The 23,841-nt window shown below is 69.8% G+C and carries 23 protein-coding genes; 8 read left to right on the top strand and 15 right to left on the bottom strand.

The genetic code is table 11. The features are described 5' to 3' along the window. Positions 1–118 precede the first annotated feature (118 nt). Positions 119–1,867, top strand: a complete 1,749-nt coding sequence (locus tag F3H10_RS13495) for a Cdc6/Cdc18 family protein (protein WP_223174317.1) — start codon at positions 119–121, stop codon at positions 1,865–1,867. A gap of 40 nt (positions 1,868–1,907) precedes the next feature. Here F3H10_RS13495 and F3H10_RS13490 read toward each other — a convergent pair whose 3' ends face one another. The 9 genes from F3H10_RS13490 to F3H10_RS13450 form a co-directional block, all read right to left on the bottom strand. Next, positions 1,908–2,891, bottom strand: coding sequence for a S24/S26 family peptidase (locus F3H10_RS13490; protein WP_394349715.1), 984 nt, complete (start codon positions 2,889–2,891; stop codon positions 1,908–1,910). 209 nt (positions 2,892–3,100) lie between these two features. Then, complete coding sequence (locus tag F3H10_RS13485) at positions 3,101–3,400, bottom strand: DUF5808 domain-containing protein (protein ID WP_149785278.1); 300 nt, start codon at positions 3,398–3,400, stop codon at positions 3,101–3,103. A 48-nt stretch (positions 3,401–3,448) separates the two neighbouring features. After that, on the bottom strand, positions 3,449–5,293 hold the full coding sequence (locus tag F3H10_RS13480) for a bifunctional N(6)-L-threonylcarbamoyladenine synthase/serine/threonine protein kinase (RefSeq protein WP_149785277.1): 1,845 nt from the start codon (positions 5,291–5,293) through the stop codon (positions 3,449–3,451). 12 nt (positions 5,294–5,305) lie between these two features. Beyond that, on the bottom strand, positions 5,306–5,611 hold the full coding sequence (locus tag F3H10_RS13475; RefSeq protein WP_149785276.1) for a 30S ribosomal protein S24e: 306 nt from the start codon (positions 5,609–5,611) through the stop codon (positions 5,306–5,308). A gap of 376 nt (positions 5,612–5,987) precedes the next feature. Beyond that, complete coding sequence (locus tag F3H10_RS13470) at positions 5,988–6,584, bottom strand: GTP-dependent dephospho-CoA kinase family protein (protein ID WP_149785294.1); 597 nt, start codon at positions 6,582–6,584, stop codon at positions 5,988–5,990. A 180-nt stretch (positions 6,585–6,764) separates the two neighbouring features. After that, entirely contained in the window at positions 6,765–6,962 is a 198-nt protein-coding gene (gene spt4 / locus F3H10_RS13465) for a transcription elongation factor subunit Spt4 (RefSeq protein ID WP_066412722.1), read from the bottom strand. Then, complete coding sequence (locus F3H10_RS13460) at positions 6,962–7,543, bottom strand: DNA-directed RNA polymerase (RefSeq protein WP_122105530.1); 582 nt, start codon at positions 7,541–7,543, stop codon at positions 6,962–6,964. The genes spt4 and F3H10_RS13460 overlap by 1 nt, the downstream gene beginning before the upstream one ends. A 149-nt stretch (positions 7,544–7,692) precedes the next feature. Beyond that, a complete protein-coding gene (locus F3H10_RS13455) occupies positions 7,693–8,103 on the bottom strand; it encodes a twitching motility protein PilT (protein WP_149785275.1) in 411 nt (136 codons plus the stop codon). Position 8,104: 1 nt separating this feature from the next. Next, positions 8,105–9,349: a translation initiation factor IF-2 subunit gamma gene (locus F3H10_RS13450; protein ID WP_149785274.1), complete on the bottom strand. Its 1,245-nt coding sequence runs from the start codon at positions 9,347–9,349 to the stop codon at positions 8,105–8,107. A 179-nt stretch (positions 9,350–9,528) separates the two neighbouring features. Here F3H10_RS13450 and F3H10_RS13445 point away from each other — a divergent pair, with 179 nt between their 5' ends. Further along, positions 9,529–10,017: a DUF5810 domain-containing protein gene (locus F3H10_RS13445; protein WP_149785273.1), complete on the top strand. Its 489-nt coding sequence runs from the start codon at positions 9,529–9,531 to the stop codon at positions 10,015–10,017. A 595-nt stretch (positions 10,018–10,612) separates the two neighbouring features. Here F3H10_RS13445 and F3H10_RS13440 read toward each other — a convergent pair. Continuing rightward, on the bottom strand, positions 10,613–11,662 hold the full coding sequence (locus tag F3H10_RS13440; RefSeq protein WP_149785272.1) for a DUF5784 family protein: 1,050 nt from the start codon (positions 11,660–11,662) through the stop codon (positions 10,613–10,615). Positions 11,663–11,813: 151 nt separating this feature from the next. Between F3H10_RS13440 and F3H10_RS16130 the strand changes: the two genes are divergently transcribed. Next, complete coding sequence (locus F3H10_RS16130) at positions 11,814–11,981, top strand: DUF5786 family protein (protein ID WP_223174319.1); 168 nt, start codon at positions 11,814–11,816, stop codon at positions 11,979–11,981. Positions 11,982–12,015: 34 nt separating this feature from the next. Here the strand turns inward: F3H10_RS16130 and F3H10_RS13435 are convergent, their stop codons facing one another. Both F3H10_RS13435 and F3H10_RS13430 read right to left on the bottom strand, forming a co-directional pair. Beyond that, complete coding sequence (locus F3H10_RS13435; RefSeq protein ID WP_149785271.1) at positions 12,016–12,690, bottom strand: DUF7530 family protein; 675 nt, start codon at positions 12,688–12,690, stop codon at positions 12,016–12,018. Further along, positions 12,687–13,625, bottom strand: coding sequence for an NAD(P)H-binding protein (locus F3H10_RS13430; RefSeq protein WP_149785270.1), 939 nt, complete (start codon positions 13,623–13,625; stop codon positions 12,687–12,689). The genes F3H10_RS13435 and F3H10_RS13430 overlap by 4 nt, the downstream gene beginning before the upstream one ends. Before the next feature lie 125 nt (positions 13,626–13,750). On the opposite strand from F3H10_RS13430, the gene F3H10_RS13425 reads away from it, so the two are divergent. Genes F3H10_RS13425 through F3H10_RS13410 form a run of 4 tightly spaced genes read left to right on the top strand, consistent with a single transcriptional unit; the run spans position 13,751 to position 16,468 of the window. Next, positions 13,751–14,662 (top strand): MBL fold metallo-hydrolase, encoded by a 912-nt coding sequence (locus tag F3H10_RS13425; RefSeq protein ID WP_149785269.1) that lies wholly within the window; start codon positions 13,751–13,753, stop codon positions 14,660–14,662. Between the two features lie 29 nt (positions 14,663–14,691). After that, positions 14,692–15,297 (top strand): PspA-associated protein PspAB, encoded by a 606-nt coding sequence (gene pspAB / locus F3H10_RS13420; protein WP_149785268.1) that lies wholly within the window; start codon positions 14,692–14,694, stop codon positions 15,295–15,297. 4 nt (positions 15,298–15,301) lie between these two features. Then, positions 15,302–15,796, top strand: coding sequence for a hypothetical protein (locus F3H10_RS13415; RefSeq protein ID WP_149785267.1), 495 nt, complete (start codon positions 15,302–15,304; stop codon positions 15,794–15,796). A 39-nt stretch (positions 15,797–15,835) separates the two neighbouring features. Next, positions 15,836–16,468 carry an IMPACT family protein gene (locus F3H10_RS13410; protein WP_142473259.1) on the top strand — a complete coding sequence of 211 codons (633 nt, stop codon included), beginning with the start codon at positions 15,836–15,838 and terminating at the stop codon, positions 16,466–16,468. Positions 16,469–16,675: 207 nt separating this feature from the next. On the opposite strand, the gene F3H10_RS13405 is transcribed toward F3H10_RS13410, so the two are convergent. The 3 genes from F3H10_RS13405 to mutS are packed head-to-tail and all read right to left on the bottom strand — an operon-like array spanning position 16,676 to position 23,125. Continuing rightward, positions 16,676–18,331: a DNA-directed DNA polymerase II small subunit gene (locus F3H10_RS13405; RefSeq protein ID WP_149785266.1), complete on the bottom strand. Its 1,656-nt coding sequence runs from the start codon at positions 18,329–18,331 to the stop codon at positions 16,676–16,678. Positions 18,332–18,369: 38 nt separating this feature from the next. Further along, a complete protein-coding gene (mutL, locus tag F3H10_RS13400; protein ID WP_149785265.1) occupies positions 18,370–20,130 on the bottom strand; it encodes a DNA mismatch repair endonuclease MutL in 1,761 nt (586 codons plus the stop codon). Next, positions 20,120–23,125: a DNA mismatch repair protein MutS gene (gene mutS / locus F3H10_RS13395; protein WP_149785264.1), complete on the bottom strand. Its 3,006-nt coding sequence runs from the start codon at positions 23,123–23,125 to the stop codon at positions 20,120–20,122. The genes mutL and mutS overlap by 11 nt, the downstream gene beginning before the upstream one ends. Before the next feature lie 155 nt (positions 23,126–23,280). On the opposite strand from mutS, the gene F3H10_RS13390 reads away from it, so the two are divergent. Further along, positions 23,281–23,835, top strand: a complete 555-nt coding sequence (locus F3H10_RS13390; protein ID WP_149785263.1) for a J domain-containing protein — start codon at positions 23,281–23,283, stop codon at positions 23,833–23,835. Positions 23,836–23,841: the final 6 nt, after the last annotated feature.

The following is a 23,841-nucleotide window of genomic DNA, read 5'->3' as shown; positions in this document are numbered from 1 at the left end:
ACTGCATCAATTGGACACACTCGCACGTCGAGACGTCCCCTGATCGGGCCGTTTCGGACGTATCCGGCATCTCTCTACTCGTGCGGGTGCTGTCTCCACCTGAAACATAGGGGTACAAATGGACAACGAGGAACACACGTCGCACACGAGCGATCCGGAGAAGGGGGAGGGACCAGGAGCCGATGGACACGACGTCGGTGACGGACACGAGACCGGTGACGAACACGGGACCGGAAAACGAGACACCGACGACGGCGATTCCGGTACCGATAACGCTGATTCCGGTACCGACGACGCCGATTCGGACCCTCCTCCAAGCGACACGGCCACAGACGCGCTCTCCTCCGTTCGAAATTCCGACGAGGATCTCGGCGAAATCGCCTCGAACGAGCCCGACCGAGACGGCGATTTCGACGCCGGAAGCCGCGATCGGTCGTCCACCGACGTCGACCTGGACGGCGTCGTCCTCGACGACGATGACGACAACCAGGGACTCTTCGACGACCTCCTCTCCGGCGAGCCGATCTTCGAGAACAAGGAGGTCCTCCGTCCCTCGTATACCCCACACGAACTCCCTCACCGCAACGATCAGATCAACCGAATGGCGACGATCCTCGTCTCCGCGCTCCGCGGGGAGACCCCCTCCAACATCCTCATCTACGGGAAGACGGGAACCGGAAAGACCGCCTCCGCGAAGTTCGTCTCTCAGGAACTCGAGTCCACCTCCCAGAAGTACGACGTTCCCTGCGAGGTCGAGTACATCAACTGCGAGGTGACGGACACCCAGTACCGGGTGCTCGCACAGCTCGCGAACACCTTCATCGAGAAGAACCAGCGGATAATCTCCGATCGCCTCGAACGGTACCGCGAACTCGAGGAGGCCGCCGCCGACGACCCGACCGCACTCGAATCGACCGAGTTCTCCAGCCGGGAATCGATCCGAGCCCGGATCGACCGCTTACGGGAGGACGCCGAGGAGATGGAGGAGGTCCCGATGACCGGATGGCCGACCGACCGCGTGTACACGACCTTCTTCGACGCGGTCGACTACCACGAGCGCGTGGTCGTCATCATGCTCGACGAGATCGACAAGCTCGTCGAGAAGTCCGGCGACGACACCCTGTATAACCTCTCGCGGATGAACTCCGAGCTCGACAACTCCCGTATCTCGATCATGGGGATCTCGAACGACCTGAAGTTCACCGACTTCCTCGACCCGCGGGTCAAATCCAGCCTCGGCGAGGAGGAGATCGTCTTCCCGCCGTACGACGCCAACCAGCTCCGGGACATCCTCCAGCACCGCGCCGACATCGCGTTCAAGGTCGACGCGCTCACCGACGACGTGATCCCGCTGTGTGCGGCCTTCGCCGCCCAGGAACACGGGGACGCGCGTCGCGCGCTCGACCTCCTCCGGACCGCGGGCGAGCTCGCCGAGCGTTCGCAAGCCGAGATCGTCGCGGAGAAGCACGTTCGACAGGCCCAGGACAAGATCGAGCTCGACCGCGTCGTCGAGGTAGTCCGAACGCTCCCGACACAGAGCAAGATCGTCCTGTTCGCCGTGATCCTCCTCGAGAAGAACGGCGTCCACAACATCAACACCGGCGAGGTGTTCAACATCTACAAGCGGCTCTGTGAGGAGATCGACGCCGACGTGCTCACCCAGCGCCGCGTCACCGACCTCATCAGCGAACTCGACATGCTGGGGATCGTCAACGCGGTCGTCGTCTCGAAGGGACGCTACGGTCGGACCAAGGAGATGGGACTCTCCGTGCCCGTCGAGGAGACCGAGGCGGTCCTCCTGTCCGACTCGCGGCTCGGCGACATCGAGAACGCACAGCCGTTCGTCCAGGCCCGCTTCGACAACTGAGACCGTCGATCTCCCCGCGGCCTAACTCTCCACCCGCGGCCTACGTGGCGCGAGTCGCCGACGTCACGCCCGGCGTTCGACCCTCCACACTCGGCGTTCGACTCTCCACGCCCGGCGTTCGACCCTCGTCGACCCCGGATCTACTCTCGAGTTTGCCCCCGGATCCGATCGCCGACGACACGACGACGGTCCCGAGCACGTCGCTCACCTCCGCCTGTCCGGTCGTGATCAGCCGGACGTAGCCGAGGTACGGCACCCGGATCCTGGCGACGCCGGTCACCCACTCGGCGGCGACTGGCTCGGCGAGGCCGTTGGCCTGGTCGTACTGCTGGTTGTTGTCGCCGAGCGTGACGAACCCGGCGTGTGGCGCGGGACAGTTCCGGAGCTCCGCACAGCCGTCGGCGTTGTGGTACCGGTCATCGGCCCGGTCGTACCAGTTCTCGCCCTCCTCGACGTGAAACATCGCCCGGTGGATGATCGGCGACGCCTGTCGTCCGGGCGGTTGATAGATCACGACCGATCCGTGGTCGCCGAACGTTCGGTACCCGTTCTCCTCGCCCGCCTCGTGGGTCACGACGCCGATATCGTTGTCGGAGACGTCGGGCGCGAGTCGTCCGGGTTCGGTGACGAACACGAGATCCCCGGTGTTCATGTTGGGCTCCATGCTCGGCGATTCGACCGCGACCATCGGCGGCCACACCCCGCTGACGGCGAACAGGATCAACCCGATCAACAGCACGACCGCGACGCTGGAGAGCATCTCACGGAGCCACATGAGCGGCCCATTCATGTCGTGACGGAATCGGTAGAGTAGTCCCGGATCCTCCTCACCGCTCCCGCTCTCTCCGATCGGCATGGCGTCGGCCGGATCGTCGACATCCGGGTCGCCACCGACCGGATCGTCGCCGTCCGGATCGACATCGAGGTCACCATCGAACGGATCGTCGGTATCCGATCCGTCACCGGCCGGACCGTCGACGGTCGGGTCGTCCCCGCTCGACGCCGGCCGATCTTCGGGGTCCATCATGCCGGCTTTGGCGGCTTCCAGTCATAAGTTTCCGGGTCGGCGGCCGACGGGCCGCCGACCCGTCGCTCGACCGTGACTGGAAACAACTGTCGTTCGACCGCACTCGAAACGAACGTGATGACGTCGAATCAGCCACGGCGAAAACTCGACCGGAGACTGACGCTCCGGTCACGAGGTCAGTCTCTGATCACGAGTTCCGACGGGTCTCAGTCGTCGTCGACGATCACTTCGACCGGGCCAGCGTCGTCGCTCTCGGATTCACTCGATGTCGATCCGGCCGTGGACGCCTCCGAACCCTTCTGTTGCCAGTAGAGTCCGCCGGCGACCGCGAGAACGACCCAGGAACGCCAGTTCGCGAGGTTCAGCGTGTAGCCGATCCCGAACGGCTTCTCGACCAACATTCCCTCTTCGGGCTGCCAGTACGACGAGAGGAGCCGACCGAGGCTCGGTCGATCGAAGTTGTACGGGATCCCGAGTATCTCTCCCGACGACGGTTTGTCTCCCATACCCGTACCTCACGCTCCGGGCATAAAAATCGTGTCGACGGGGGCCACTCAGCGATATCGCCCTCGACGCCGCACCTCGCGGAGCCGATCGAGGACCACCTCGTCGCCCTCCTCCCGATATCCGTCCTCGAACGCGTCGACGAGCCGATCGGAGTCCGTCGCCGTCGCGGTCACCGACCCCTCGAAGACGTGGAGATCCATCGCGTGGTCCTCCACGTGTCCGGTGTGATACCCCAGTCCGAAGTCGATGAGGTACGTCGGATCGGGGGCCGGATCGCCGCCCCGATCCCCTTCGGAGCCGGATCTCCCGCTCCCGACCCTGACGTTTCGCGTCGTAGGGTCGCCGTGAACGAATCCCGCACGGTGGAGCCGTGCGAGGTGTCGACCCACGGAGCGGACCGCCCGAAGCGTCCGGTCCGATCGGCCCTCGTCACTCCCGTCGCTCCCGCCGCTCTCACTGCTCTCACTGCTCTCACCGCCTCGATGGAGGATCGCCGCGAGGTCGCGATCCCCGACGTACTGGAGGGTCAGCGTCGCTTCCGGCACGTCGACGTCGTACACGAGCGGCGTCGGCACGCCGGCCCGCCGTGCCTCGCTCGTCAACCGGGCCTCGGCGACCGTCCGATCCCGCCGAATCGAACGGTCCAACGCCGGATGCCGATACTCCTTGAGGATCCGACGCTTCCGAACGATCGGACCCTCGACCGTCTTTCCGATGAGATCGCCGGTAGAACCGGCATCGACGACGTCGACGACCGCCTCGGCTCCTCGGTGATCGCGGTCTCTCGCGCGATCACGATCGCCTTCGCGGTCGTGGTGGCTTTCCCGGTCGTGGTCGCCCCCGCCTCCGTTTCCGACCCGAGCGACGGACGACTCCTCGTCCCGCCACGTCACCGGCACCTGGTCCGGCCGGAAGTTCGGGTCGATCCGCGATTCGCGGATCTCGAGGGTGTCGCCCGCCGCCGCCATCCTCGCGCCGAGCACCGCGATCATCCCGGCGTTGTCGCGGAGGTATCGCGGATCGGGCGCGTGGAACGACGCGCCGCGGGCCGAACACATCTCCGCGAGCATCTCGCGGAGCCGGTCGTTCTGGCCCACGCCGCCGCCCAACACGAGTTCGTCGGCCCCGGTCAGCGAGAGCGCGCGCTCGGAGACCTCCGTGAGCATGGCGAAGACGTGCTCTTGAAGCGAAAAACAGATCCTCTCGAGCGGCTCGCCGTCGTCGTACGCGTCGTTCGCGGCCGAGCTGATCCCCGAAAACGAGAAGTCCATCCCCTTGACGACGTACGGCAGCTCCAGCAGGTCGGCGGCTTCGGATCCCCGGCCGGCTCCCGAGACCTCCGCGGCGGCAGCCTCCACCTTCGGCCCGCCGGGGTGATTCCACCCGACGTGTCGCGTGAACTTGTCGATCGCGTTGCCGACGCCGGCGTCCATGGTCTCGCCGAGGACCCGATATCGCCCGTCGTGATAGCCGAGCAGGTGGGCGTTCGCGCCCGAGGCGTTCAGACACACCGGGTTCGAGAATCCCGACTCGTGGCGGCCGATCTCGAGGTGTGCGACCATGTGGTTGACGCCCACGAGCGGCACGTCGAGCGCTCCGGCGAGCGAGCGCGCGGCGGTCCCGACCGTCCGGAGACACGGGCCGAGGCCGGGGCCTCGCGAGAAGGCGACGGCGTCTATCGCGTCCGGGCCGTACTCCGCTTCGGCGGCGTCCAGCACCGTCCCGACGACTTCGGGAATCGCCTCGGACATGTGCTCCGCGGCCTCGCGCGGGTGAATGCCGCCGCTATCGGGTTCGTAGGGATCGGATTCGATGAAGGTCGAGTCGGTCTCGGCGTCGTGGAGGGCGGCGCTCGCACACCACGCCGTCCCTTCGATACCGAGAACCCGCATTCGATCGGCGGTTCAGGCCTCTTCGCCGTCGTCGCCCTCGGCACCGATCTTGTTCCGCTCGAGCATGTAGTCCTGTTCGACGTCGAGCGCGTCCGCGGCGGAGTCGTACACCTTCGCGTAGCCGACCGTCTTGCGCATGCCGAACTTCGTGTCGAGTTCGTGAACGACGACCTCCTCGGAGGCCTTGTCGAGCTTGGCGGCGAGCGAGTCGCGGACCGAGAGCCGGGAGGGGGTGGCCTCGTCGTGGACCGTCTCGAATCGGATGTCCGTCCGGTGCAACATGGGGTTTTCTTCCTCGGAGATGATGTCGACGTCCATGGTTCAGTTACGTGTACTACCCCCCGAACGCTGTAAAAGGATTTCGAAGCGTGTGGAGGGCCGTCCGGAGGGTTCTCCCGGAAGCGGCGTTCCCATCCGGTCGGTCGCTTCCCCCGGTCGGTCGCGCCCGGTCGTTCGTTCCCGCTCGGTCGGTTCACGTCCGTTCTCTCGAACCCCTGCTCTTCCACTGGAACTCTCGGCGTCAACGCCGTGAAACCCGCTCCGGTACGGTGATCCTCGGTCCGATACGGAACCTCTCGATCGGGTACGAACACTTCCGCTCCGGACCGAATCCGTGACGTGAACCGCCGTCGGGGATCGTCGCCACCATACTCCTCATCGAGGATCCGTCGCCCGCATCGAGGACCCGTCGTCGCTATCGGGGTTCCTCCTCCGTCGAGTCGGACCCGGAACTCGCTCCGAGCGCGTCGAACGCGCCGTCGACGTCGCCGTCGAGCCCCTCGAAGAGTTCGCGGGCCCGCTCCCGGCTCTCCGGCGAGACTTCGACCCGAACCATCCCCTCGCCGGGCTGGCCGTACACGACGCTCGCGCCGTCGGGAGACGCGAGGATGGCCGGCAGCGCGGCGAGGTCCTCCTCGCCGTCGACCTCGATCGTGACGGGATCGGGGTCCGCGAGCGCATCGGCGAGCGCCTCGAGAAGCGCGACCGTGAGCGTCGCCGCTGGATTCTCGACGGTCACGCGTTTCTCCCTCCCGGCGGCGAGCGCCTCCGATACCTCCGTCCGGACGGCTTCCCGCTCGGTCTTCCCGTCGACGAGCGCGATGTCCGGAACGCGGCCCGCCTCCCGGAGGTGATACGTGACGACGTCGCCGACGGCGACGACCGGCGCGTCGGGTCTGCCGTACTCCTCGCGGGTTTCGGCCGCGGCCGCGAGCAGCGTGTCGGCGTCGGTCGTCACCGGACCCATCGGCTCTTTGAACGCGTCACGAAGCGAGTCGGGAAGGGTGAGGATCGGGTTCGGCATACCGACCCGTACGGCGTCGTCGTATGAAGAATCGTGTGATCGTGCGCCAGCCGTGGCGTGGCACGCGGAGGACTCCGCGAACTCGGCAGAGCGGATCCGGACGGTTTCGGCGGCGACGTGGCGTCGCGGCGACTACCGGATCTTCGGTGACTACGGAACCTTCGGTGACTACCGGACCTTCAGCGCGTACGAGCCCGGCTTCGAGACGTTCATCTCCTCCGCGATCTGGCTCTCCTCGGGGTTCGTGACGATGACGTATCCGGCCCAGTCCTCCGTCAGCGAGGAGGAGCCGCAGAGCTCGCAGGTCTGTGCGTCCGGGTCGTTGACGTAGTGGCACTCGCGGCACGCGAGCCGATCCTCCGCCATCAGTCGTCCTCCCCGGTCGTGCCCGCCTCGGCTCGCCGCCGGCGGTCGCTCTCGAGCCAGTCGTGTTTACCGAGCCCCGGCTGCTTGGCGGTGAGCCCGATCTTCGAGTCGCGGGGGTTCCGCTCGTCGACGCTCTTCGTGACGACCCGCACCCGGACCGCGTCGTCGACGCCGAGGCTCTTATCCGAGTCCGAGGAGGCCAGCTGCTGGTTCGCCCCGTCGAAGGTGAGGTACTCGTCGGTGATCTGCGAGACGTGGAGCAGCCCGTCCACCGGCCCGATCCCGACGAACGCGCCGAACTCGACCGTCTCGACGACGGTCCCGTCGACGACCTCCTGCATGTCGGGGTCGAAGGTGAGCGCGTCGAACTCGGCCTCGTAGTAGACGCCGGGACGGTTGTGGAGGACCGCGCCCTCGCCGATGTCGTGGACCTCGATGACGCTCACGACGCTGCCGACGTCCTCGTCCATTCGTCCTTCCAGCTTGTCCTGAAGCAGGGCCTTCACCCGTTCGTCGGTGACGTCCGCCAGATGCTCCGGCGGGACCTCGACCGTGTCCTTGAGTCGAACTCGTTTGTACATGTGCGTGGGGTTTGTGTGATCGCGTGTGTCCGCGTGTCGCGTCCGTCGTCCGCTCGCGCGTTCTCGTCCGTCGTTTCTCCGCCGGTGCCTTTCCGATCGCGGGCGGTCGCCGACCCGATCGGCCGCCGATGCCCGTCTTCCCGTCTCCGCTACGGGTCCGTTACCGTGAGTGTGTTCCGCCCCCGTAAACAGATTACCGGTGTGTCCGCGTCCAGTACCCGTTCCACGAGGGGTCTATCGAGCGTTACCACGTACCCGGCCCGGCCCGCTCGAGCGAGATCGACGAGCGCGTCGTCCGCGTACGCCCCGTCGACCTCGACCGTCCGGGCCCGGTCCGCGAGGTCCGCGCCGACGCTCGCCGCGGTCGCCGCCTTCCCCGCGCCCGATCCGATCCCGTCGAGTTCCTCGACGACCGACGAGGGCACGACCGGATCGTAGCTCCCGAGGAGCCGGTCGAGCTCCTCGAACAGCCGGACGTTCGCCTCGACCGGGGCCATCAGCGCGCTCGCGTCGAGCGCGACGACGGGGCGCGTCTCGCCCTCGGGGTTCTCGTCGGACACGTTACGACAGCGTCCCGACGCCGATCAGCCGCCATCGCGCGCCGACGCGGCGGTTGATCGCGATCTGTGCGCCCTCCTCGGCGCATACCGGTCGCTTGAGGCTGACCTCACACTCGTCGTCGCGCGCGCTCGTCACGGCTCCGACGGTGGTCGCGGTGCCGACGGTCAACATGAGTGGTTCGCCCGTCGAGATCTCCTCGATGTCGCTCTCGCCGCTCTCGTCGTCCTCCTTGCCGACGACGCGGTCGAGGAGGTCGACCTGCATCTCGAACTCGTGTCGGGTCGGCGGGAGCGTTCCGGGCTCGCCGGCGACCTGCCCGGCGAGCGCGTCGCCCTTCGTCAGGCTCGGGTCGAGTCCAGTTCCGACGCCGAGCAGGCCGCCCGGACGGGCGCTCTCGACGTCGTTGCTGCCCGCCTGAAGCGACCGGATCGAGGTCTCGAGGGATCGCCACTCGGTCTGCCCCTCCTCCTCGACCTCGCGGCCGGGGCGGATCTCGAGGCCGTCGCCGACCGACAGCTCGCCCTGAACGAGCGAGCCGCCGACGACGCCGCCTTTCAGCTCGTCCGCGGTCGCGCCCGGACGGTTGATGTCGAACGAGCGGGCCGCGAACATCCGGGCGTCCTCGTCGGGGTCGCGCTCGGGCGTCGGGATCTCCGATTCGATCGCCTGGATGAGCAGGTCGAGGTTGACCTCCTGTCCCGCCGAGACGGGGACGATGGGCGCGCCCTCCGCGACGGTCCCCTCGACGAACTCCTGGATCTGCTCGTAGTTGTCGACGGCACGGTCGCGGTCGACGAGGTCCACCTTGTTCTGGGCGATGACGATGTTCTCGATCCCGATGAGGTCGAGCGCCATCAGGTGTTCCTCGGTCTGTGCCTGCGGGACGTCCTCCGTCGCGCTCACGACGAGGACGGCCCCGTCCATGATCGACGCGCCCGAGAGCATCGTCGCCATCAGCGTCTCGTGGCCGGGCGCGTCCACGAACGAGACGGTCCGCAGCGGCTCGCTCTCGGAACCGTCGGGACACTCCTCCTCGGTCGTGTAACACTCGGGCTCGTCGACGCCGGGACAGCGGCGGAACGTCGCGTCCGCGTACCCGAGCCGGATCGAGATCCCGCGTTTCATCTCCTCGCTGTGCTGGTCGGTCCACGAGCCGGACAACGCCTGTACGAGCGTCGTCTTCCCGTGGTCGACGTGACCGACGAGACCGATGTTCACCTCCGGTTGTGTGTTGGCTTGGGTCACTGTGTTTCCTCCTAACGGAGCAGTCTTACCCGGATTTTCGCCCCGTGCGAGTGATAAAGTTGCTGTTATGGTGGCGTCAGGACCCCCATCCCCCCGATCCGGGTCGCCCCGTGTCCGTCCGAGCGGGCGACGCCCTTCCGACGCCGATTTACCGCTCACGCCCGTATCCGGCGACACGAATGGGATACGCGTGTCCGGTGTGTGCGACCCCGCAGCGCGACGGCGAGCACTTGGCGCACCACCTCGCGTTCACGGCGATGCTCCACGGCGACGACCACGAGGCGTGGCTCGACGACCACGCCCCCGACTGGCGGACGGCCGACCCCGCGGGGCTCGCGGAGGAGGTCGTCGGCCACGCCGAGCCCGCCGAGTACCACGAGGTGTTCGAGGACACGACCGACCGCGGCCGGCCGGCGGTGGACGCCGGGATCGGTGGTCACGATGGTCACGAGGGTCACGCGCACGGGCACGGTTCCGCCCACGAGCACGGCGGCGGTCACGGCGGCGGTTCCGGCGGGATGGACCCCGAGACGGCCGCCGCCGTCGAGGAGGCGCGCGAACTGACGCGCCGGATGTACGAGGGGGACGACGGCGGGGACGCTGCTGACGACGAGGACGATGCTGACGACGGAAGTCACGCCGAGGGCGGGGACGGCGACGGCGACTGAGTTCGACTCCGTTCGTCCGCCGGGTGGTGATTCCTACCGGATGTCTCACCCCGTGAGTCGGCGATCCTACTGCTCGATCGAGCGTGCTAGTGGTACGGACGTTTCGATGGAGATCGGGGTGATGAATGGGAGACGGTTGCCGGCGCGGTGAACACGTCCAAAGCCCCAGCCGCGACGGCTCGGGGGCCTCGTTGTCGTTCGAAAGGTGCTTTGCGCCTTTCGTGATGTCGTCAGAACGCGTCGCGTTCTGACTGCTCGCCAGAAATCTCCGATTTCTGGCGATGACGAGAGAGCTTCGCTCGCTGCGGTGCTTACTTCGGCCGCCGTCGCCCTCGCGACAGCGAGGCGCTCCGCGCCTCTGGCAGCCGGCGGCGAAGCCGCCGGCGACTGCCCCTTTGATTCCCACCCCGCACAGCGCCGCACCCGCACCTCACACCTCCCCAGCCTCGTTGCTCGCGCTTTTCAAGCGCTCGCAACTCCCTCACGGGCTCCTCGCCCCCTTCGGGCGCTCGGAGGCGTGCCACCGCTCAGGAGATCGGTCGTTACCCGACGACAAAAGGCGGTATACTGACCGACGTGGTACGTTTTGGCGGGCTCAGTCGATCCACTCGACCGCCGGGGAGAGGTCCAGCGGCACCGACCCCTTCCGGTAGGCCTCGATCCGGCCGCTCGGCCGGGCGCGGAGGACGACCGCGGGCCGGTGGCGGACGTCCGGCTGCGCCGCGCGGACCGCCGCCCAGTCGTCGTCGGGGAACGACGAGCAGTCGACGAAGAGGGTCGCACCGCCGCCGTGTGCCTCCAGCTGGCCGCTGGTCTTCGTCTCGACCGTGTCGCGGACGGCGGCGACCGGACCGCTCGCCGCCCGGGTCGCGACCGGCTGCGGGCGGGTCACCTCGACGAGCGAGGCGGTTCCCGTGTCCGGGTCGGTCGCGCGGAAGTCGAGCGAGTGGCCGGTCGTCACCTCGATCTCGGGAACGATCGCGTACCCCGCGTCCGAGAGGAGCTTCGCGGCCGTGAACTCCGCGACGGTCGCGCTCATCCGCACGAGGTCCATCGACGTCGACGTGCCGAGCTTGCCCGCCATCGTCTCGCGGTACTCGTCGAGGGTCCCGGGGTGAAGGAGCCGCTCGACGTAGCCGGTTCCCTCCTCGCGGGTCGCGTCGGGGAAGCCGGCGGCGTGGTCGCGGAAGAACGCCCGGGTCGTCTCCGCGCCGTCCTTCGAGCAGAACACCGGCAGGAAGAACCACGAGACGTGCGGGTAGTCGGCGAGCCAGGGCTCGTCGTCGTGAAGCCCCGCGAGCAGTTCGCGCTGGGCCCATCTGGAGACGGGATAGGCGACCTCATCGAAGCCGTACTTCTCCGTTCGCCAGAGGTCGCTCGGCGTCTCCGTGTTGCCGAGCCAGTAGCCGGCGGGGCCGCCGCTCGCGTCCGCCGGCGGGTCGGGGTCGTCGTCGGTCCAACAGAACAGCGCCCACGAGCCGTCGTCCATGTCGAAGCGCCGGGCGTCGAACCGCGACGGCGGCTTGTACCACGGATCGCTCGCGGTCGCGCCGAGGTTCTCGTCGAGCGGGCGTTCGATCCGCGAGCGGACCCGGTTCGCGTCCCACCGGCCGGGCGCGCGCCTGAATCGGAGCGGTTGTGCCACGCGTTCGCTACCGCACGCCTCGGCTAAGGGTTTCCGGTGGATCGGTCGACACGTCGACGGTCGACCGTTGAAATATCATGAATGAGAAACGTACGCGAATTCGCCGACAGGTATATGTACGAGAGTTGCTAAGTGAGGGCGTACCATGTCAATGGGTGCCTATGACGAAGCGGAACACGAGCGTCGTGAGCAGAAGACGAGTGCCGTCGACGCAGATTTCGACGCCGAGCGACCGGAGTATTCGGGTTCCCTCACGTACGACTCCGGCGACTCCGCGGAGGCACTCCTCGACAAGTTCCAGGAGATGAAAGGCGACTGAGACGCCCCGGCCTTTTCCGAAGTTCGTTCGAGAGTCACCCGCGGGTGAGGATGATCGCCGCCGAACAGACGACCGCGACGGCGAGCACGTGCCCGACGACCGCGCCGAGCAGGATCGGCTCCTCGAGGAGGAACGGAACCAGTCCCAGCTGTATCGCCGAGAACGCGACGTTCTCCGCGTCGAGACGCCGAGCGATCGCGGCCTCGTTCGGGGATAAGTCGACGTGGACCGCTCGCCAGAGCGCGACGACCGCGCTCCACCAGGAGGTCCCGATCCGGTAGGTGAGGTCCCAGAGGACGAGCAGAGTCACGTACACGACGGGCGCGGGCGGACGCGCGCCGAACAGCCGCCCGAGCAGCGCCCCGTCCCAGACGAAGAGGTACGTCACGAGCGCGATGAACGCGAGCACGCCCAACACGATCTCGATGCTCGACCCGAACAGCAGCCGCTTGTGCTCCGGCGGCGTCGATAACAGCCGGTTCTTCTCGCCGAGCCGGTGCATCTCGACGCTGCCGACCGCGGCCACGAGCACCGCGACCGTCCCCGCGAGCACCGCGTTCCACAGCCCGTAGTACCAGCCGAGGACGAGGACTGCCGCCTCGAAGAGGGCGAACTGGATCGCGACGGCGACCCGTCGCGAGATCGCCAGCCCGGGGATCCCGCCGACGAGACTCTCGTATACCCACGTCTCCCCGTATCTCCGGCTCACGAGGTCGCCTCCCCCCCGACGGCGGACGCCTCGGTCGAGTCGTCGGCGTCGAGCGCGCGGGCCACCGCGAGGTCGAACGAGGTCGGCTCGACGGGAACGAGCTCGCGGATCCGGTCGTCGTCGACGACGACCGTGTTGCGGAGCCCCTCCACGAGCGAGCGAGCCAGATACGGATCGACGTCGGTGACGAGCCGGAGCCACCGCGCGGACAGTCCCGGACTCAACACGGGCACGCGGACGATCCGGAGGCTGCGACCGAACTGCCGGCGGGTCCGCCGGAGGATCTCCGCGTACGTCAACACCTCTGGACCGCCGATCTCGTAGGTCTCGCCGGCGGTTTCTGGGACCTCGAGCGTCCCGGCGAGGTAGGCGACCACGTCGTCGATCGCGATCGGCTGACACGGCGTGTCGACCCACTTGGGCGTGACCATCACCGGGAGCCGGCTCGCGAGCCCGCGGATCACCTCGAAGCTGGCGCTGCCCGCGCCGATCACGATCGCGGCACGCAGCGTCGTCAGCGCGTAGGATCCCTCCGCGAGGACGCGTTCGACCTCGCGGCGCGACCGGAGGTGTTCGGAGAGGCCGTCGCGGTCCTCGCCGAGTCCGCCGAGGTAGACGACCCGGGAGAGACCGGCCGCGCTCGCGGCCGCCGCGAAGTTGCGCGCGCAGTTCCGATCCCGTTCCTCGTAGCCGGGGCCGCCGTCCATCGAGTGGACGAGGTAGTAGGCGGCGTCGACGGGTTCGCCGTCGAATCGAAACGCCGGCGGGAGGCTCTCCGGCTCCAACAGGTCGCCCTCGACGACGCGGACGCCGGGCGACGGAGCGTAATCGGTCGCGTCGCGGACGAGCGTGACGACCTCGTGACCGCGGTCGAGAAGCGCCGGGACGAGCCGGCGTCCGACGAACCCGGTCGCGCCGGTGACGAGAACGCGCATACCCGTGAGAGGGCCGGCGCGACCATAAGCCCCCGCACGAACCGTCCGGAGGACATCGGAGGCGATCGACGGGAGCGGGAACCACCGACCGATCCGTAAAAGTCCCTGGGCGTCGGCGGGCCCGTATGAACGCTGGCGAGTTCGAGCCGGTGCGCGGGGTGCCGGACCTGTACGTCCACGACACGGGGATGTTCGACACCGACGAGTACGGGTCGGTGTACGTGTACGACGCCGAGCGTCCCGCCGTGATCGACACCGGGACCGGCGCGAACCGGGAGACGCTGTTCGAGACGATCGAGGAGGTCGGGATCGGACCCGACGAGCTCGCGTGGATCGTCCCGACGCACGCCCACCTCGACCACGCCGGCGGCGCGGGCCACCTGGCGGCGCGGTACCCGAACGCCGAGGTCGCCGTCCCCGAGCGAGGGGTACGACACCTCGTCGATCCGGACAGGCTCGTCGCCGGGACGAAATCGGCGGTCCGCGAGCAGTGGGAGTACTACGACGACCCCGAACCCGTCCCCGAAGAGCGGATCACGGGGCTCGCCGACGGCGACCGGATCGATCTGGGCGACCGCGAGCTCGTCGTCCACGACGCGCCGGGACACGCTCCCCACCACGCGGTGTATCACGACCCGGAGGTCGGCGTCGTCTTCACCGCGGACGCCGCCGGGATCTACGTCCCCGCGGTCGACGTGGTCCGCCAGACGACCCCGCCGCCGCAGTTCGACCTCGACCGATGTCTTCGCGACCTCGGGTCGATCGCCGACTTGGAGCCCGAGTACCTCTGTTTCGGCCACTTCGGCCCGCGCGAGTACGACCCTGACCTGATCGAGGAGGCGAAGCGGGCGTACGTCGAATGGGTGGAGGCGGTCCGGGCGAAACGCGAGGAACTGGGCGACGACGAGGCGGTCGTCGAGCACTTCGAGGAGGCGAGCAGCGACATCGAGTTCTGGAACCCCGAGCGCGCCCGCGCCGAGGCGAGCCTGAACGCCCGCGGCGTCTTGGGGTTCCTCGACCGGGGAGAAACGCCCTAAACCCCCCGTCGCCTAGGGGAACCCAACCGATGGGCATCTTCGATACGATCCGCGCCGTGTTCGGGACGAGCGCCGAGACGGACGCGACCCGCGAGGCCGACCCCGAGGACCTCTTCGGGATGTCGACGGCGTACGTGACGATGGAGGCGGACCTCGGCTACGACCACGCCGGCGAGGCCGCGCTCTGTTTCTCCGGGGTCGACAGCACCCGCTTCGACGACGCGGTCTCGATGGTCGAGGAGATCCTCGCGGCCGGCGAGATCGAGACCGGGACGGGCTTTCACCGCCACGAGGACGACCACGGCTACCACTGGTTCGTCCTCGAGGACGACGACCCCGAGGATCTCGTGACGAGCGTCCACTTCGCTGCCGACCAGTTCATCGAGGAAGGGTTCGGCTCGCGGCTCCTCGCGGCCGTCTTCGGCTTCGAGAACGACGACGGCCGTGCCTACTGGATCTACTCGTTCCGCCGCGGAGCGTACTACCCGTTCGCGCCCGACGGAACGAGCGACCGGAACCAGCGCGCCGAGTTCAAGCTCCAGTCGGTCCTCGACGGGGAGCTCGGACTCGAGGACGACGAGTCCTACTGGTACCCGCTGTGGCCCGACGCTCCCGGGCGGCATCCCTGGGAGTGATCGGATGGCAGGAGACGGAATCCGGACGGACGGATCCGGTTCGAGGAGCAGCGGCCGGAAGCGCGCGTTCCGGCTCGTGGCCGTCCAAGCGGCGACGGTGAGCGCGGCGACCCACCTGCTGTGGGCGTGGCCGCGGCTGGTCGAACCGGCTGCTTCCGCCGACCCTCGGCCGTACGTCTTCGTCCTCGCGGCCGCCTTCACCGCCGTCGTCGCGGCCGCGACGCTGCGAGCCGACGAGTACCGACGGCTGTACGCGCTCGGCGCGGGGACGCTCGCCGCCTACCTCGTCGGCTACGTGGCCTGGCACGGCGGGGGGACAGCCGCGGCGCTCTCGGCCGATCCGCTGGCGATCGTCGGGAAGACGGCCGAGGTCGTCGGCGTGGCCGCGTTCCTGGCGCTCTACCGGCTCGCGCCGCCGACGAGCGTCGTCGTGGCTCGTCGAGCGGGCGACGAGTCCGAGGGGAGCAAGCCGGACGGCGGCGAGTCGGAGGACGGCTGACCGACACGACTTATTACTCGAGCCCCGGATCGACGGACAGTGAGCGACACCTACCGCACGGTCGCGGGGCGCGCGACGGCGACGTTCGAGGTCCGCGGCTCGGAGTTCCTCGGTCACGTCGCGCCGGCCGACACCGTCGAGGAGGCCGAGGCGTTCATCGAGGCCGTCAGGGCCGAGTACGCGGACGCGACGCACAACGTCCCGGCCTACCGGGTGCCCGCGGGCGAGGCCTCCGAACGGACGCCCGGATCGGAGGTCATGCTCCGCGAGTACGGCGACGACGACGGCGAGCCGAGCGGCTCGGCGGGGAAGCCGGCGTTGAACGTCCTCGAGAAGCGGGACCTCCGGAACGTCGCCAGCGTGGTCACGCGGTACTACGGCGGGACGAACCTCGGGGTGGGCGGGCTCGCCCGCGCGTACTCGCGGGCCGTCAAGGACGCGGTCGACGAGGCGGGCGTCGTCGAGGAACGACCGCACCGCCGGCTGGTCGTGCGGACCGACTACGACGACTCCGGGACGGTTCGCGGCGTGATCGAGTCGACGGGCGTCGAGTTCGACGCCGACTACGACGAGCGGGTCCGGTTCGACCTTCGGATGCCGGTGGGCGACGTCGACGAGCTGGTCGAGCGGCTCAACGACGCGACGAGCGGGCGGGTCGAGATAGACCGGTGAGCGTCGGCTGGGCCGGATCGGTGAACGTCGTTCGGGGAGTGATGGCGAACAGGCGACGCGGGGCGTCACGTGGTCCCGCGGCGGGGCGTCGCGCTCCCGTCCAGTGCGCCGCGGGCGACGATCAGGTCACGCCGGCTCTGGCTTCGGTTTCGGGGATAAACGTGCGGACGCCGATGCGGACCGCGACCGCGCGGGCGACGCGGATCCTCAGGTGAACTTCCGGACCGTCATCTCCAGCGTGTCGAGGTCGAGGATCGGCGCGTAACCCGCGTCGGGGTCGATGTTGACGGACTTCTGGAAGTCGGTCTGTGACTGCCAGCAGCCGGAGTTGACCGCGAGCACGTCGTGGTACTTCCCCCAGCCGAGCTTGTGGACGTGGCCGGTGTGGAACACGTCCGGCACGTCCTCGATCACGAGGTAGTCGCGTTCCTCGGGGGCCACGCGGGTGTGTCCGCCGAACTGCGGGGCGACGTGGCGCTTCTTGAGGAGTTGGTACATCGCCTTATGTGGCTCGTCGTAGCTGGCCTTCTCCTCCGGTAGCTCGGCGATGACCTCGTCGAGCGAGACGCCGTGGTACATCAACACCTCGACGCCCTCGACGGAGACCGTCGCGGGGTTCGAGACGATCCGCGCGTCGTGGACGTCCATGATCTCGCGGATCTCGTCGTTGAACCCGGGCTGCGGCTCCGCGAGCCGGACGGCGTCGTGGTTGCCGGGGATCATCACGATCTCGGTGTCGGCGGGGACCTCCTTGAGGTACTCCGCGAACAGCTCGTACTGCTCGTAGATGTCGACGACGTCCAGCTCCTCGTCCTGGTCGGGGTAGACGCCGACGCCCTCGACCATGTCGCCGGCGATGAGCAGGTACTCGACGGGCGCGGCCTCCGGCGTGTGGAGCCAGTCGGTGAACCGGCTCCAGGCGTCGGCGACGAACTCCTCGCTGCCGACGTGGATATCGGAGATCAGCGCGGCCTGGACGTGGCGGTCGGCCCCGCCGGTGACGCGGGTGCGCGGGACGTCGGGGAAGTGGAGCGAGTCCGCGAAGAGGATCCCCGAGTCGTCCGCGAGCGTCCCCTCGACCGCGAGACACTCGTCCATGAGGATCTCGTCGACGACGTCGGCGAGCCCCTTGTCCTTCATCACGAGGGCGGGGAACGTCCCGGTGGTGTCCTCGAGCTCGATCAGCCAGTGGCCCGACTTGGTGGAGCGTACGTCGTTGACCAAGCCGATCATCGCGGCGTCACTGCCGCCGGGCATGTCCGCGATCGCCTCGGCCGGCCGGTGGTTGACGCGGCCGCGCAGGAGGCCGGAGAGCCGCTCGTAGCGGTCGCGGAACGTCCGGACGAAGTCGGCGTACTCGCCGGTCCCCGTGCTGTGGCCGGTCATGTCGTTGCCGACCGCGAGCTCGCGGCGGGACGGGTCACGGTCGTGGTCGGCGTCGCGGTGGCCGTCGTGGTTGGCGTCGCGGTGGCCGTCGTGGTTGGCGTCGCGGTGGCCGTCGCGGTCCTCCCGGACTCCGGGTCGCTCGTCGGCGCCGACGCCCGCGGTCGGCTCCGTCTCGTCCGCGACCCCTGACCCCTTCGTTTCAACTGGAGATCCGTCGTCGTTGGCGGGCGTAGCGGGGGGTTGCCCGGACGGAACACCGTCCGAGTCGTCGTTCGAGACGGGTCCGTGATCGTCGAGGGCGGCGCGGACGTGGTCGGTCGTGATCCGGAGCGCGTCGTCGGGTGCGGCCTCGACGGCGGCCTCGAGCGCCGCGGCGGCGTCGTCGGCACCGGCCAGGAGGGTCACGGCCTCGCGTTCGGCGTTGTAGCCGCGGCTGGCGAGTTCGCCCACGATCCGCGCGTTCGACTCCAGCGGCACGGACCGACGGAGGGGAGAGCGAGCCAAAACGGTTCCGGCTACCGGTCCCGCTCGAACCCGGCGGCGAACGTCGCCTCGTCCACCGTGAGCACCGTCGGCCGGCCGTGCGGGCACGCGAAGGGGCGCTCGCACTCGTCGAGCCGGTCGAGCAGCGCGCGGATCGCGGTCCGGTCGATCGCGTCACCCCGTTTCAGCGACGGGTGACACGCCAGGTCGGCCAGAAGCCGCTCGCGAGCGTCGCGCGGCGACTCCCCCTCCGAGAGTGCCGCGAGGGCGTCGCGCAGCGAGTCCGGGTCGGCGGTCCGTCCGAACGGGGCGGGGACCGTCCGCACCCGGATCGTCCCGCCGCCGAAGGGCTCGGTCTCGAACCCGAGCGCGTCGAGCGTCTCGGCGTGCGCCTCCGCGGCCGCGGCCTCCCCGGCCGACAGCGACAGCGTCGCCGGCGGGTCGACGGCGGCGGTCGGGACGGCCTCGTCCTCGAACGCGCGGGCGAGCCGCTCGTAGTTCACGCGCTCGTGGGCGGCGTGGGAGTCGATCACGAGCAGCTCGTCGCCCGACTCGACGAGCGCGTAGAGGTCGCGGAACGTCCCGATCGGCTCCGTGTCCGCGAACGCCGCCGACCGGGAGCCGTCGTCCTCGCCGACCGGCTCGAGCGCGGTCTCGAGGTCGGTGTCGACGGTCGCCTTCCGCCGGAGGTCCGCGCCGGTGAGCGCGTCAGAGACGACGGACTCGACCGCCTCGGCGACCGCGTCGGCGTCCTGGAGCCCCACCTCGCGTTTCGCCGGGTGGACGTTCGGGTCGACGCGCTCGGGCGGGACCGCGACGTCGACGGCGGCCACCGGCTCTCGGCCGTCCGGCAGCAGTCGACCGTACCCCGCCCGCACCGCGCCCGCGAGCCGATCGTCGCGCACGGGTCGGCCGTTCACGGAGACTCGGAGGTGATCCCTCGCGGCGCGGGTGACCGAGGGGTACGCGAGCGCGCCGGAGACGTCGACGGTGATCCCTCCCTTCTCGATCCCGACGCTCGCCGACACCTCCGTCGACTGGCTCGCGGTCTCCCGGTCGTAGACGCCGAACAGCGCGTCGACGACCCCGGTTCCGGGCGTCGACAGCGTCGTCGACCCGTCGTGTTCGAGCGTGAACGCGACTTCCGGGTTCGCGAGCGCGTAGTCGGCGACGAGCGCGGAGATCCGCGCGAACTCGGCGCGAGCGCCGGCGAGCGACTCCCGTCTGGCCGGCCGAGTGGAAAAGAGGTCGCGGACGACCACGGTCGTTCCGCGGGCGCGCCCGGCGTCTGACACGTCGGGCGCGTCGTCCCCGTCCCCGTCGCTCCGCGGGCCAACGACGACCCGCGTCCCGACCGCGTCGGCGACGTCGCCCCCGCCGCCGTCGTCCGTCGTCACCTCGAGGCGGGCGGCGTCGGCGATGGCCGCGAGCGCCTCCCCGCGGAACCCGAGCGAGCCGACGCCGACGGGGTCCGCGTCGGGCGCGAGCTTGCTCGTCGCGTGTCGCTCGACGGCGAGTCGGGCGTCCGCGCGGTCCATGCCGCGACCGTCGTCGGCGACCCGGATCCGGTCCGTGCCGTCGCCGTCGACCGTGATCTCGACGCGCGAGGCCCCCGCGTCGAGCGCGTTGTCGACCAGTTCGGCGACGACCCGCGCGGGCCGGGTGATCACCTCGCCGGCGGCGATCCGGTCGACGGTGGCGGGGTCGAGCCGGCGGACGCGGTCGGGAGCCTCGTCCCCCGTGTCGCCTTCGGAGTCGCTCCCTCCCCCTTCCCGTTTCCGTTCAGTCGTCATCGCTCTCGAGCCGGGTTTGGAGGTCGTGAAGCGCGTTCAACGCCTCGATCGGGGTCGTGCGCGCGAGGTCCAGATCGCGGAGCCTCGCGGCGACCGACGGCGGGAGGTCGTCCGTCGCGTCCTCGGCCGTATCGGCGACGGTCGAATCGTCGACCGTGTCGGCCGGCTCGTCGGCGGCGGGGTTCGCGTCGCGATCGGCGGAATGGTTCGCGTCGCGGTCGGCGGCGGGGTCGGCATCCGGATCGGGTGCGGGATCGTCGGCCGCCGGATCGTCGGCTATCGGATCGTCGGCCGACTCGATCGCCGGGAGGTCGTCGACCTCCTCCTCCGCGAGGAACTCGCGAAGCGAGACGTCCTCCGCGTCGGGGTCGGTCTCGGTTCCGGTATCGGATCCGATGGGGGAGTCGGTCTCGTGGGCGGAGTCGGTCTCGCGGGCGGAGTCGGTCTCGGCGACGAGGTCGCGCGAGCGCTCGACGACCGCGGCCGGCACGCCCGCGAGCTCGGCCACCTCGACGCCGTACGACGAGGAGGACGCGCCGGGGACGACTCGGTGGAGGAACGTCACCTCGCCGTCCTCGCGGGTGGCGGTGAAGTGGAGGTTGAACGCGCGCTCGCGCTCCGCGGCGAGGTCCGTGAGGTCGTGGTAATGGGTGGCAAACAGCGCCGTCGCGCCGAGTTCGTCGTGGACGAACTCCGCGGCCGCCCGGGCGATCGCCCGGCCGTCGGTGGTGGCGGTGCCGCGGCCGACCTCGTCGAGGAGGACGAGCGAGTCCGGCCCGGCGTCGTGGAGGATCTCGGTGAGTTCGCTCATCTCGCGCATGAACGTCGACTGCCCGCCGGCGATGTCGTCGGAGGCACCGACCCGGGTGAAAAGCCGGGAGAAGACGGGGAGCCGGGCGGTCTGTGCGGGGGCGAACGAGCCGGTCTGGGCGAGCACCACGGCGAGCGCCACCGCCCGCATGTACGTCGACTTGCCGCTCATGTTCGGCCCCGTTATCACCGCGATCGACCCCCGCGGGAGGTCCGCGTCGTTGGGGACGAACGACTCCTCGGCGCGCTCGACGACCGGATGGCGGCCCCCCTCGATCTCGATGCCCGCGTCGGGGTCGTCGACGACCTCGGGTCGAACGTAGTCGTTCTCGACGGCGACCGCCGCGAGCGACGCCAGCGCGTCCAGCTCGGCGAGCGCGTCCGCGAGCGCCTGGACCCGTTCGGTCTCCTCGGCGACCCGATCGCGGACCTCGGCGAACAGCTCGTACTCCAGGGCGTCCGCGCGCTCCGTGGCCCCGACGATCTCCTCCTCCCGCTCCTTCAACGCCGGCGTGTAGTACCGCTCGCTGTTCTTCAACGTCTGCCGGCGGCGGTAGTCGTCGGGGACCCGATCGAGGTTGGCGTCGGTCACCTCGATGTAGTAGCCGTGGACCTGGTTGTGCCCGACCGACAGCGAGTCGATCCCGGTGCGCTCGCGCTCGCGCGCCTCCAGGTCGGCGATCCACTCGCGGCCCTCGCGCTCGGTCGCGCGGAGGTCGTCGAGGTCGTCGTCGAACCCTCCCGCGATCACGCCGCCCTCGGTGATCTCCTGGGGCGGATCCGACGCGATCGCCGAGTCGATCAGGTCGCGGACCTCCGCCAACTCGTCGAGGCGGTCGCGGAGGGCACGGAGGTGGTCGGTTCGGGGGAGCTCCTCGGGGCCCACTTCACCCTCTCCCTCGTTCAGCGTCGCCCTCAACTCGGGGACGACCGCGAGCGTGGCGTGAAGCGACCGGAGGTCTCGGGCGTCGGCGCGGCCGCGGGAGACCCGCCCCACCAGCCGTTCGAGGTCGTAGGCGGTCGCGAGCGCGTCGGCGATCCCCTCGCGAACGAGCGTCCGGTCCGCGAGCTCGCCGACCGCGTCGTGTCGCGACCGGATCGCCTCGGCGTCGACGAGCGGGCGGCGGAGCCACCGCTCGAGACACCGGCGGCCGAGCGCGCAGTTCGTCGAATCGAGGACGTCGAACAGCGTGTCGCTCGCGCCGAGCCCGCGGTTCTCGAAGAGTTCGAGGCTCCGCTGGGCCGCCGCGTCGAGCCGCAGCCGGTCGCGGGGGTCGTACCGCCGGACCCGCGAGACGTACTCGAGGGGGCCGTCGTCGCCCTGGGTGTACTCCGCGTACGCCAACACCGCGCCCGCGGCGCGCAGCTCCGCGTCCCCGCCGAACCGACGTTCGGGCGCGGAGACGTACGGTTCCAGCCGATCGATCGCGGCCCGACGCTCGAAGGCGGCGGGGTCGTGGCCGTGGACCGTCCGGTCCGGGTCGCCGGCGGCGGGGTCGAACCCGTCGAGGTCGCCGGCGGCTGTGCGACCGTCGGCGATACGTCCGTCGCCGCGATCCGGACCGGCCACACCCGGCCCCACGATCACCTCCGCGGGCGCGATCCGGTCGAGTTCCTCGGCGACGGTTCCGGGGTCGCCAGCGGTGACGAGACACTCGCCGGTGGCGACGTCGACGGCGGCGAGCCCGAGGGTCGGACCCAGCTCGCGGTCGGTCTCGGCCGGGTCACCCTCCTCGCGCGTCACCGCGGCGACGTAGTTGGTCGTTCCCGACTCCAGCAGGTCGTCCTCGACGACGGTTCCCGGCGTGATCACCTCCGTCACGGCGCGGTCGACGAGCCCGGAGGCCGCCTCGGCGTCCTCGACCTGGTCGCCGATCGCGACGCGGTAGCCGGCGTCGAGCAGCGCCTCGAGGTAGGAGGCGGCGTTGTCGATGGGGATCCCGGCCATCGGGTAGTCGCCGGTCGAGTCCGAGCGCTCGGTGAGCGTCACCTCGCACACGCGCGCGACGGCCTCGGCGGCCTCGCAGAACGCCTCGTAGAAGTCGCCGACCTGAAAGAGGACGAGGGCGTCCTCGTGGGCGGCACACAGCTCCGCGTACTGTGAGAGCATCGGCGTGAGCTCCTCGCGGGCCGCCGCGATCCCGGGCGGAACCCCCGTGACCGTCTCCCGATCCGCGGTTGACATACCCGCAAGCGGGTCGCCCGCGGGCATAAACGACACGGACCCACGGGTAGGCGGCGCGGGCAGGTGGCGCGGGCAGGTGGCGCGGGTCGGCACGGTGCGGGGTTCGACGCCTCGATCCCCGGGACCCTTACGGTTCTGGAACCCCCAGTGGGACCGTGACGAACCGCACCGTCGTCGTCGGGCTGGCGGCGACGTTCGTCGGGCTGACGGCCCTGCTCGTCGTCGCCGGCGTCGTCGTCAACCCCCTGTTGTTGGCCGTCGCCGTCCCGTTCGGGGCCGCGGCGTACCTCATGTGGTTCCACGCCAGCGGTCGGCTCCGCGAGCGGGTGCGCCGCGAGGCCGACCGACTCGGCCCGACGGAGCGCGAACGCGCCGAACAGCGCGCCCGAGCCGCCGAGAACCGACGGGACACGTACCGGACCGCCGGGGTGAGCGGGTCGCGGTCGGCGTCCGGGACGACGGGCGCGCGAGGCGGGACTCGCGGGCGGAACCGGACGGCCGCCGGCGACGCCCGCGACCGAGCGCCCTCGACGCACGGGATGTCGGAACGGGAGGCCTACGCGACGCTGGATCTCGACCCGAGCGCCGACGGCGAGACCGTCCGGTCGACGTATCGCGAGCGGGCAAAGCGACTCCACCCCGACGGGGAGGACGGCGACGAGGAGGCGTTCAAGGAGCTGAACCGGGCATACGAGGTCCTGACGGACTGAGCGGAC

Origin of the sequence: Halorubrum aquaticum (assembly GCF_900113615.1) — an archaeon.
Lineage (GTDB): Archaea > Halobacteriota > Halobacteria > Halobacteriales > Haloferacaceae > Halorubrum > Halorubrum aquaticum.
This window is presented reverse-complemented; position numbering and strand designations above follow the sequence as displayed.